1 protein-coding gene is annotated in these 12,887 nt (G+C 41.6%); it reads right to left on the reverse strand.

Annotation, left to right across the window (positions count from 1 at the left end):
• Nucleotides 1–12,867, reverse strand: a complete 12,867-nt coding sequence (locus tag QZ995_RS05730; protein ID WP_301804222.1) for a non-ribosomal peptide synthetase — start codon at nucleotides 12,865–12,867, stop codon at nucleotides 1–3.
• Between the last annotated feature and the right edge of the window lie 20 nt (nucleotides 12,868–12,887).

Raw genomic sequence — 12,887 nt, forward strand, 5'->3', positions numbered from 1 at the left:
TTAGAAATGAAAGTCGATTTCTGTTTGAATCGATTTTTTAACTTTAGTAAAGGTTTTTTCCAAGGCGATGTCTCGTAATTTTACTTGATCGTCTACTACAATCGTACGCAGAATATGCTGATAATCTCTGATCATCCGTTCCGCGGTTCCTTGTGTAAATAGGCTTGTCGCATATTCCAATTCGAAATGAAGTCGATTCCCTTGCTCTTTTGCTTCTAACGTAAGATCGAATTTCGCCACTTTAGTAGCATATGGATATGGTGAAACCCGCATGCCCTGCAGTTCTATTTCCGGAATTTCCATGTTTTGCATATTAAACATTGTATCGAATAGTGGATTGCGGCTAAGATCACGTGAAAGCTTCAATAATTCTGGCAATTGCTCCATCGGATAATGCTGGTGCTCAAATGCTTGAAGGATGAGTTGCTTCACTTCGCCAAGATATTGTACGAATGTTTTACCGCTTTGAGGCTGAGTACGTATTGGCAGGATATTAATGAACATCCCCATAACATTTTCAAGATCAGAATGCGAACGGCCTGCAACCGCAGTACCTGTAACAACATCCTCCTGATTGGCATATTTACCCAGCAATATCTGATAGGCAGCCATTAACACCATGAAAATAGTTGCATTGCTTTTTTTACTTACCTCATATACTCCTTGACTTATATCCGAATCAAGCACGAAACGTATCCGTTCCCCCTCAAAACCCTTCATTTTGGGGCGATCCCAATCCGTTGGAAGCGAGAGAACTGGCACTTCATTAGCAAACATGTTTTTCCAGTATTCCCCTTGTGTCTCCATGATTTTTTTGCCCTCTTGTGCCTGCCAATTGGTAAAGTCCTTGTACTGAATTGACAGTGGAGCAAGCTCTTTACCTTGATATAAATCCATCATATCCCGAATGAATACTCCCACAGACACACCATCGGAAATAATGTGATGCAAATCAACGAATAGCAAGTGTCTTTTAGCCGACAACTCCGCGATAGTCACCCGAAGTAATGGAGACTTGCTTAAATCAAACGGCTTGACAAACCGCTTGATTTGTTCCTCAATCTCTTGCTCCTCCACATTTATAAAATTGAGAGTCAGCTGAGATTCTTCTTGAATAATCTGCATCGGTTCCCCATCGACTAGGTCAAACGAGGTACGAAGGCTTTCATGACGATGTACGATTTCTTGCAATGCTTTTTCAAGTCGTCCCTTGTCCAGCTCACCTTCCATCAGCAGAATGCCAGGCATATTATAGCTGGTGCTTTCCATATTTAATTGATGCTGCAGGAAGAGACTCTTCTGTCCTTCAGATAATGGATAACAATCCTTTTTTGGAGCTGGCTGAATGGAAGCATGCATGCTTTTCTTTGCATTGCGAAGATACGCAGCCTGCTTTTTGATCGTCGGCATTTCAAAGATTTGCCGCAGACTCATCTCGACATCAAAAACCTTGTGAATACGTGATAACAGCATGATTGCCTTTAATGAATGCCCACCGTTTTCAAAGAAATGATCGGTCACGCTGATACCCTTTATTCCAAGCACGCTTTCCCATATTTGAAGCAATTTTTCTTCTGTTATATTTTCTGCCTTTACTGACTCTCTTGCTTCATTGCTTACAGGTACAGGTAACGCTTTACGATCTACCTTTCCATTTGTGTTCACAGGCATCTTATCTAATTGGATCAGGTAGGAAGGAATCATATAGGCAGGTAATTCCTTCGATAAGATTGCCTTCACTTCTGCGTTATCGGTCCGGCTGTTGCAGACGATATATCCGCAAAGATACTTATTGCCCAATTCATCTTCAAGATCAGTGACAATTGCTTCATTGATGGACGGAATTTGAACCAATTTGCTCTCAATCTCACCTAATTCGATGCGGAAGCCACGAATTTTTACCTGATGATCCTTGCGTCCATAGAATTCGATGATTCCGCCCGGGAGCCATCTTCCTAAATCCCCTGTTTTATACATACGCCGTCCCTTTTCTGCAGTAAACGGATCCTCCATAAATGCTGCTTGCGTCCGTTTGGTATCATACAGGTATCCACGGCCTACTCCAATCCCTGAGACAAGAATTTCACCTTTCACACCAATCGGGCACTGCTGGAGGTTTTCATTCACAACGTATATATTAAAATTTTGCAATGGCTGTCCAATTGGAATAGTCGGCATATCTGGTACTGCATCCATATAATAATGGGTGATGTCGTCAGATGCCTCCGTAGGACCGTAAGCATTGATGATTGGAATGGAAGGATAAAGGCTGAACCATTTTTTTACTACGTTTTGTTTAAGAGTCTCACCTGTAACCAACAGGTACGCAAGTGACTGGAAGGCTTGACACTCTTTTTCCAATAGATCAAGCATGACTGACAAATAGGAAGGAACCACCTCTAGTACGGTAACACTGTCTTGTCCTACTTGATCAATAAAGTGCTTTGTATTGAGAATCAGCTCATTGGGATAGATCACTGTAGTTCCGCCGCATACAAGGGCAACAAAAAACTGCCACACCGAAATATCAAAACAATGAGAAGAATTTTGCGCAACGATACTTTCTGATGTTATTTTTACTCCATCAACCTTGGCAAAAATATGGTTCATCATCCCGATATGCTCCACCATCGCACCTTTTGGCTTTCCAGTGGAGCCAGACGTGTAAATGACGTAAGACAACTGATTCATATCAAGCGATATGTTTACGTTATCTGCTCTTTCCTTCATAAGATCATCTCGTATTTGGTCGAGACAGATTATTCTTCCCGAAAAGCCATTTCTTACTGTGTCGCTAACCAAATCACTTGTAGTCAGCAGTATCTGTGCTTGCGATTCCTGCAGGATTCCAAGCACACGATCCAGCGGATATTCTGGATCAATTGGCGTATAAGCAGCACCTGCCTTCCACACAGCAAGGATGCTTTCTACCATACGTGGAGCTCGCTCCATGTAAATTCCGACTAATCCTTCTGTTGTCAGTCCTGTTTTACGTAGGAGATGGCCAAGTCGATTCGCCTCTTCATTTAATTCTTGGTAGGTAATCCGGCAATCTTGGTATTGCAGCGCTACCTTATCAGGCTGTTTCAATGCGTAATCTTCTACATAATGGTAAATCGATCGTTCTGTGTCAAAATCTTGCTCTGTTGCGTTAAATTGATCAATAATCTCCGCTTGATTTCCCAGATAATCTAATTCTGACAAGGTATTTTTACCATCTGTAATCTGCTTAGCTACATGAATGAAGCAATCTAAAAATGATTCACCCGGAAATACCTGTTGATCATAGTAAATAGAAAGCTCAACGGTATCTGATAGCGCTTTGACCCATATATTCACCTGTCGCTCAGAATAATAAAGATGATAATAGTGAATATAAGTCATCTCTTGACAAACCGGAATCATCGTAAAGTTGAGATAATTGAAGTAAAAAGATACCTCTTCTTCCCCTAAGATATTTTTTTGCTCCATCATGGAGATATCTCGATATCCAGCATCTTCTGATTTCATTCTCGTCAAGTGAGCAAAATAGTCTTTCATTTCCATATCTGGTTTGAAAATATGACGTGGAAACAATAGAGGTGTCACTTGATAAAAGTTTCCGACAGTATGGGAGTACTCTCGGGAACGCCCATTAATAATATTTCGTATCAGAAAATCGGATTGCTGGTTGCTATAAATTTTAACCAACAAACCATATACCCCCCATAAGAAATGGGAAAGACGCACCTTTTCCTTTTCACAATAACTCTTGATCTGTGCAAACAGTTCAGCCGGTATCTGAGCGGTTTGACTTACGACTGCTGATTCCTTTTCTATACCACTAGTGGAAAGCTGCTCCACATTAGAAAGCTTTTCCTTCCAATAGTTTTTGATGATTTTGGTATCAAACGATTGTAAGTTATCCGAAACATAAGCAGTGAAGCTCTCTGTTTCCTTTGGTTTATATTCTGTACCGTTCTCCAAAGCTTCGTAGCTTGCTGCAATATGCTCAATAATAATTTTGACTCCTATACCATCAATGATGAGATTATGAGCTAAAATGCAAAACGTATGATTCCCAGCCCGATCAGTAGCAAATATGAATCTGGCAAGCTTTGGTTCAAATAAGTTCCATGGAACGTTTAGCTCCTGTTCAATTAGCTTGGTTATAAATGCACTGCTTGTTTCGGCTCCATCTGCTTTGTATTCATCGTAGCAAAACGGACTATTTTTCTTTACAGCTTGATAAAGTGCAGGGCCATATTTAAGCAGATGAGCATGAAGCTGCGGTATCTGATTAAAAACATGCTCGGCTGCCTGCTTCCAGCGCTCTTGATTGATCTTTGCTGAAAGATCGATGGAGGTGGCGAAAAGATAGTATAGCCCATTGTTTTGGGATAGCAAAATATCGTAATACATGTCTCGCTGAGTGGTTGTCAATGGATAAACACATTCATAATCAGCCTTTGATAAGGCTAAATGGTTAAATAATGAGTTTTCCGTCCCGTTATTCATTTGTATCTTGCTAATTTCGCTCATTGGATGCTCAAGCAGTTCTATCAGCAGCTTTTGGAACCAATCAATCAATACATCCAGTTTTGTTTCGTTAAAAATAGCTGCATTGCATTCCATAAGGCAGGATAAACCATCATTCGTTTCTTGGATTAGCAAGCTTACATCACTACGAGTAGCTGAATTTTTAACCTCAAAAGGTGTCAGCGTTAAATCCCCTGCTGATAGGGTATTTGGCAATTCATGATCTGCGCTTTGATACGTAAAGCCTGCACGGACCTTTTCGATAGGGAATTGAAGTCGCTCTACCATGTATTCAAGCGGATAATCCTGATTTTCAAGCATTTCCACAATTTGCTGTTTCATCTCTTCAATTATATGCAGCCATGTTTTATTACTCGTCACTTGTAAGCGGACAGGTAGTGTATTGACAAACATACCTACCATATTTTCGACTAACGGATGAGTACGACCAGAGGTTACTGTGAGTACCGCTATATCCTCGGTATAGGAGCATTTAGCAAGAAAAATCTCATAAACGGCAAATAGGGTATGGTATAAGGTTGCCTTGCACTGATCACTGATTTTTTTGAGAGCTGCTGTTGTTTCTGCGTCAATTTTGAAGCTTTGCACATGACCCCGGCCATTTTGAGTCGTATTCACATCAACATCAACTGGCAAATGTAATTCAGGAAGCGGTTCAGCTAATAGATTACGCCAATAGGTTTCTTGCTTCTGCACATTTTCTGTAGATAAAAATGAATTCTGCCAGACTGCAAAATCCTTATAGGTGACACTTTGTTCTGGCAACTGTTCACCCTGGTATAAATGAAGCAGTTCTTTTATCAAGATATTCATGCTTAGTCCATCAGAAATAATATGATGCATGTCCAATAGCAAAATGTGCTTTTCCTCTGCGACTTTTACGAGTTGAAGACGTATTAGAGGTGCCTTCGAAAGCACAAAGGGTTGAACAAAATCCTCTGTCAGACTGTTTAGCTGTTCCTCTGGTCCTTCTATAAAGGCTAATGGAATGTCTACTTCATCGTGAATTTGTTGAACAATCTCTCCCTCTCTAAAGTGAAAAGAGGTTCGCAATGATTCATGCCGCGAAATGACTTTCTTAATCTGTTCACGAAGGTTTGCATAGTCCAGTTGTCCTTCGATACAAATCCCGACAGGCAGGTTATAGCCGGTTCCATTATGGGCTTCCTGCTCTGCTAGAACGTATAACCTTTTTTGAACAGAAGAAACCGGATAATAATCTTGTTTTGCCAATTTCGTAATAGGAGGTACACTCATACCAGTTTCTTGTACAGTATTAGTCGCTAGCTCCTTGACGGTTGGATAGAGAAACATATGATGCAAAGGGATAAAGCAATCAAATTCCGTCTGCATTCTCATAGCAATGGTAGATGCCTGCAGAGATTGACCGCCTAAATCAAAGAAGTTATCTTCCGTACCAAATTGCTTACTTCCTAAAACATCACTCCAAATCGCCCAAATTTTTTCCTCCGTATCATTGGCAGGTAAAATAAAACCACTCTCAACTTCTTGGTAGGAAAATGGATCAGGTAATTTAGAAAAATCTATCTCTCCATTACTGCGCAGAGGCATTCCCTTTTGTTTTACAAAATGAGTAGGCCGCATATATTCTGGAAGATGGGATGATAAGAACGAACGAAGCTTTTGAATATTCAATTGATCTGGCTGACTAGTAAAGAGATACGCAGACAGAAGCTCTTTATTGTGGTCCTGATCATCAGCATTCCTCACGATGGCTCGGTCCACATCAGGAAATAGCTCCAGCACGGCTTCAATTTCTTGTGTATAAATGCGATGGTTATTCCGTCTCGTCTGATTATTTCTTTTGCCTATATACTCCAATTCACCTTCTGGTAAGAATCGAGTTAATTCTCTGGTAGCATACACATTTTTTCTATCACCATGTCCCCATGCAAGGTACAAATTCCCTGCTACACCCACTGGTACTGGCTGTTTCTGACCATCTACTATCTCTGGTTGAAAAAAGCCTATTTGATAACCTAATGGAACCTTTTGTAGGGCCGCACCTTCTCGATCAGATACTTTATGTGCTGTAATAAACATCGGAACCTGCTTCATGCTAAAGGTGCGCAACAGCCTTGAACCATTCGGCAATAGTTCCCTCCATTGAGGCAGGTGTTGATAAAATAATACTTCTGCATCGAGGACAACCAGCTTGAGCAAATCAACTTCTTGCAGGGAAGTAAGTATACGCCTTGTATCCTCGCCTAGCTGACTACCTTTATGAATGAAAATAAATTTTCCAGTGTCATTGCTTTTAGCAAGGAAAGCATCTTCTTGATGAGCAATTCTTAGAGTCGCTCCATTTACTAGAACTGGTATCCACAGCTTTTCCCAGAAGTCTACTTCATTAGACGAAGCAATATACACACAATCAGTGCTTGTGAGTTCACATTTCTCTTTTACTGCCGCTGCATAACACATGAGCTGTTGATGCGTAAAGCCGCCAACACCCTGCACAATTTGCACTATTTTGTCTTCGCTATTCTCCGATTGTAGGTTTGAAGAGGTTACCTGTTTTACATCTTCCTGTATTTCATGAAGATCAATAATTTGCTTGGCGTGCTCCTTGATAAATGGGGTCGCTTCTCGCGTTATAACTACTGCATGCTGTAATTTATCGCTTGCTTCTTCATTCAGATAGGTGTAGGTGTAGCCTGCTTTGAGCACAGCAAGAATACTTACAATCGCTTCAATAGTAGTAGGCAAGCAAATGATCATTTGCTGATTTGGTTCGATATTCATCTGCTGTATCCAACGCGCTAATTGATTAGACTGTTCATGAAGTGATTGATACGTAATTTCGCTATTACCGCATAAAACAGCATTCTTGTTCGGATGCTCCAACGCCCATTTTTCTACCTGCTGATGAATAAACAGTTGTCCCTTGCTTTCTGGAAGGACTTGCTCTTTCAGGTTCTGCGATGCTACCGGATGATTTGTAAGCAGTGGTATACCTGAAAGCGAGCGATCAGAATAACGTACCAAGTCCTCTACTAATCTAGCAAATCCATTGATCCAGCCAGCTATGATTCCGTGTTCAAAGAGATCAGCATTGTATTCAAATTCAAGATGTAATTCGGTCCCTACTTCAATAACATTAAGTCCGATATCCTGCTTGGTTGAAACCTTTGGAAAAGGCACAAGCTCTACTGCACATTCAGGAAATTGCAAATTGCCTGTAGGCCGATCCATGTTAAAGGTTGCAGTAATTCCAGGTAGCTTAGAACTATTCGATTGTGCTGCTAGCATTTTGCCAATTAAAGCCATAGAGCAATGCTGATATTGGTAAACCTCAAAGGCATTCTTTTTCACTAGGCTACTAACCTGTTCAAAGGTCATATCTGGCTCAATTTGCCCATGAATCGGCAGCATATTTACGCATTGCCCTACTAAATGTGAGGAGCCTGCAAGCGCTTGTCCTCCACTCGGGATACCGATAAACATCGCATTTTGACCTGTTATCTTATGCAAAAATACCTGAAAAGAGGCTAAAAGAGTCATAAATAAGCTATTTCTCTGTTTCTTACTAAACTCTCTTAATTTGTTTACTACATCGGCTTGTAGAATGAAAGTTGTGCGATTTCCTATGTAGCTGCGTTTTGCAGGCTTCATTTTTGAACTTGGAAAATCGAGCACTTCAAACGGTTTTGTACTCTGTTGCTCCCAAAAAGTTACTGCTTCTGAAAATTGATTCTGCTGCTTATCTTGCCATGCGATAAAATCTCGATACTGCATAGGCTCAGGGAGAACTATTTTCTGATTATGATAGGCAGCTGTATAAAGGGACTCTAGTTCTTTAACAAGAATACCCACTGACCATCCATCAGCAATAATATGATGAATAATGAAAACTAGCTGATAAACATCTTTTTCTATTTGCAGGATATAGGCTTTAAATAGAGGGCCTTTTTCCAGATGAAAGACTTGTTTACCCTCGTTGTCCATCCAAGCTTGTGCTTGTTTTTTGGCATCCATGCCCTTTTGATCTAAAAAATCAACCAATGGAACGTCAATTACCATTTTGGGATGGATACACTGATATTCGCCATCTGCACTTATCGTTGTTCGTAGGGATTCATGTCTGTCAACGAGTTGCTGTATTGCATGACGCATGCCATCCAAATTGAATTGGCCTGTTAGTTGAAGCGCGAAGCATTCATTATACGAACGTGACTCTTCCTCTCCTAATTGACAAAAAAACCATAATTGCTTTTGTTCTTCTGATAGTGGCACCTGTAGCTTGTCTTTCACTCCCTTATCTAGGCTCTCTTCTAAGGGAGTGTTAGGAAAAAAACCTGCTTTCTTCATCTCCTCTAAGCTGTCTTTAACTGCGTCAATGATCTTTTCGACATCTTGATCGCTATGCGCAGTGGACAAGAAGCAGTTTCTTCCTTCCCAGGTGTAAATACCGCGTGACAGCAAATGGTAAAATAATATTTCTTGCGTACCTTTTAATACAAAACGGAATAAAGAGCCAAAATGAACCATTCGAATAGAGATATTCTGTTCTTTAAAATAAGCGTTTAACGTTTGGCACATACGTGCTGTTCGTTGGTTCACCTCTTCTTGCAGAGCACTTCCTTGTTGTTTCAGATGCTCTAGAGTCACTTTTGCAGCTGCCATGGTCAAGGGATGATGGCAAAATGTACCTGCGACGAATGTACGCTTTTCCGCAACTGGTGGATAAGACTGATCTCCGTATTGCCAGTATCCTCCGTCAATACAATCTAAATAGGCAGTTTTTCCTGCAACAACACCTATAGGCATCCCGCCCCCGACAATTTTCCCATAGGTAACCATATCAGCCTGAACACTAAACCACGCTTGGGCACCTCCGGGATGGATACGGAAACCGGTAATCACTTCATCAAAAATGAGGGTTGTTCCAAGCTCAGTTGTCAGAGCACGCAAGGAGTGCAAAAACTCTTTTGGCTGTAATTCTGGATCACGGCTTTGAACTGGTTCAACCAATACCGCTGCTAGATCATCGGCATTTTCCCGGATGATTTGCAAGGCCTTCTCACTGCCATATTCAAGCACCAAAATATCATCACTCATGCTTGTCGGAACACCTGGAGCCATCGGTTTGGAGCTGCCATCGTCTTTAGCTGTATCAGTGCGAGCTAAGATACCGTCAAAGCTGCCATGGTAAGAGCCTGCAAAGATTGCAATTTTTGAGCGTCCCGTATAAGCCCGCGCTATCCGGACAGCAACCATAACCGCTTCCGTACCTGAGTTATAAAAGGCAACCCGATCTACTCCTGCGATTTCAGAAATTAATTGAGCCACTTCTCCGCTTAATCGGGACATAGGACCTACAGGGAAGCCTCGCTTCAACTCTTCGTTGACAGCCTCTGTGATGAAGGCAGGATTATGTCCAAGCAGGTTAACCCCAAATCCCATGCATATGTCTATATATTCATTTCCATCAATATCCCACAGCTTAGAACCCATAGCTCGGTCGCTAACGATTGGGTAGATCATTTCTTTCCAGTTGGAACGATATCCCGCCACATTTCGATTATTTGCAAGTACATTGCGATAGTTTTGCGCTAACAGTTTGGAGGAGCGAGTTTTGTCAGAATATCTAGTTATAAAATCCTGTAGATGGCTACGTTCCTGCATTGTTATGTTATGCGTTGACCCAAAAGAAACTTTTTGATAGGGAACAAACACTTCTTTTTTGTTGTTTTCTTTTGCTAGACTTCTAAAACCAACGGGAGTCTCTTGTACATTCGTAGCTTCTCCTCTAGTTTGTACACGACGCTCATCCATTGCTACGGGAGCCGGGGCTAAGTTCTCCCTCTGACCATTCGGCTGCAGTAAACGAAATACATCCAGTTGTTTTGCCATTATTTCTAATTGCTGACTCATCAATTGCTCAAGCCCGCCTAGATCGGTCTGTCCTTTACCCGTGAGAACTGGTTGATAGTCAGGAACGTGGGGGTGAGAAGACTTGCTACTTGCTTCCTGTACAGTTTCTTCAGATGGTTTCGCAGGCATAGCTTCGCACTTCAAGGAAGTGACAAAGAAACTGTCAGGTAAAACTTGCGCTAGATAATTTGCTACATTGTATGTGTTATTTAATTCTTCAAAAAACAGATTAAAGGATATTTGAACACCGTATGTATCTTTAATTTGGTTGTTCAGTTGAATAAATAGAATAGAGTCAAATCCTAGATCATAAAAATTAGCATGCACATCAAATTCTTGCTCGTCTATTCCTGCTTGCGTGCACACTATGTGTTTTACGTTCTGTAAAATCATTTCCACTCTCTGTTTCTCGAAATGATCGTTGTTTATTTCAGAGATGTTAGATTGTGCATTCACAATATTTCCCTCGCTTTCGTCGATACATGCTGTTCGGGATTCAATCCAATGTCGCTTGCGATCAAAAGGATATACAGGCACGCTGATCCGTTTTCGACTTTCTTTCCTATAGATTAGGTCCCAGTCAATAATCGCTCCTGACACATAAGCCTGACATAAGCTGACTAAGGCTTCAGAACTTGTCCGGTCTGTATCTAGGTATATCTCGGCCGCTTCTTTTGCTTCTTGCGTAAATCCTTGAATTTCGCGTTCGCTAACTTTTCCTCTCGAAGGATCACTCTGCTGTTCGCGTACGATCTTATGGATTCCATAGAATAAGTTATGACCCACATATGATCTGGATTCGTTTGGATGAACTGCTGATAATACGGTAGTTGCTTGTTCTAACTGCTCCATCAATTCCTGTTTTGTAGAAAATGTAAGAGCAAGACGGTGAGAATAATGCGAGCGGCCTCTATTAGCCGTATAACAAATATCAGATAGACTTTTATCTGATTTATCTGGCAAAAAACGGATATATTCTTGTACCAGCGCTTGAAGAGAGGTCACACTTTTGGCAGAAATGGCCAAAATCTCATTCCGCTGAGGCAAATAGTCTGCTACCTCACCCTCCTGTACGGGTGCTTCCTCTAAGAGGATATGGCAATTCGTTCCACTTAATCCAAATGAACTAACGCCACAACGTAAAGGTTCTTCATTTGCTTCCCATGCACGCAAAGCGGTATTAACATATACCGGCGAATCCTCAAATGCAATCTGACGGTTCGGCATTTCAAAATGGAGAGTCGGTGGGATTTTCTTGTGCTTTAATGCTAAAACCGACTTGATAATCCCCGCTATGCCTGCTGCGGTTCCTAGATGACCAATGTTTGATTTAACAGAACCGATTGCACAAAATTGGCGTCGATCCGTGAATGTACGAAATGCTTTTTGGATGGCCTCCACTTCGATAGGATCACCTAACGCCGTACCCGTACCATGCGCTTCCATATAAGAAATGGTTTCAGGTTCAATGCCTGCATCCTGCCAAGCAGCAAGAATTACTTCTTTTTGAGCCAGCACATTAGGTGCTGTCAGACCATTGGACGTACCATCATGATTAAGCGCACTTCCTTTAATCACCGCATAAATATGGTCGCGATCATGAATGGCTTGGTGCAGCGGTTTTAAGATAAGGGCGGCCACACCTTCTCCCACCCCTGTTCCATCCGAATTCCTATCGAAAGCTCGTGTACGTCGTGTTGATGATTCGATCCCCAGTTTTAATTCATTGTCTAACGGCATAAAATGCAGGCCTACACTGCCCGCAATGGCCATATTGCATTCCCCGTTGCGGAGAGCTTGACAAGCGGTATGAATAGCCACCGCCGATGAGGAGCAAGTCGTATCAATTGCTAATGACGGGCCTCTCAAATCTAATAAATAAGCGATTCGGCTGGCAATAATCGGCGATAAATTGCCTGGTATAAACAGCGGGATCGATTCATGTTCCACTTCTTTTATCAACCCTTTGTAATCATGCAAAGCATCTCCACTGAAGCCCACGTATACGCCTGTCTTGCTGCCTTTGCATGTTTCACCACCGTAGCCCGCATCCTCAAGCGCATGCCATGCTGTTTCCAAAAACAAACGCTGGCTTGGGCTCATATATGAGGCTTCTTTAGGTGAAAGTCGAAAAAATGCAGCATCAAATTTGTCGATTTCTTCTAAGAAGGCACCCTCATAATAAGTAGCTTCAGCAGCAGATTTAATCGTACGCAGATACGCTTTTGTATCGGCCTGCCTAGATTCAGGGAAAGAGCCAATACAATCCTCTCCATTGCAGAGATTATCCCAAAAAGCCTCCAAATGAGGCGCCTTAGGAAATTGACCAGACATACCTATGATTGCGATAGATTTTTTATCAACAGCTTTAATGTCACTCTCATTTTCGTTGATTAAGCTATCTAGTTTAAATGAATGAAAATTAAGCAAAGAGGTCTCACTCCTACTTC

Origin of the sequence: Brevibacillus laterosporus, from assembly GCF_030489605.1 — a bacterium.
GTDB lineage: Bacteria > Bacillota > Bacilli > Brevibacillales > Brevibacillaceae > Brevibacillus_B > Brevibacillus_B laterosporus_E.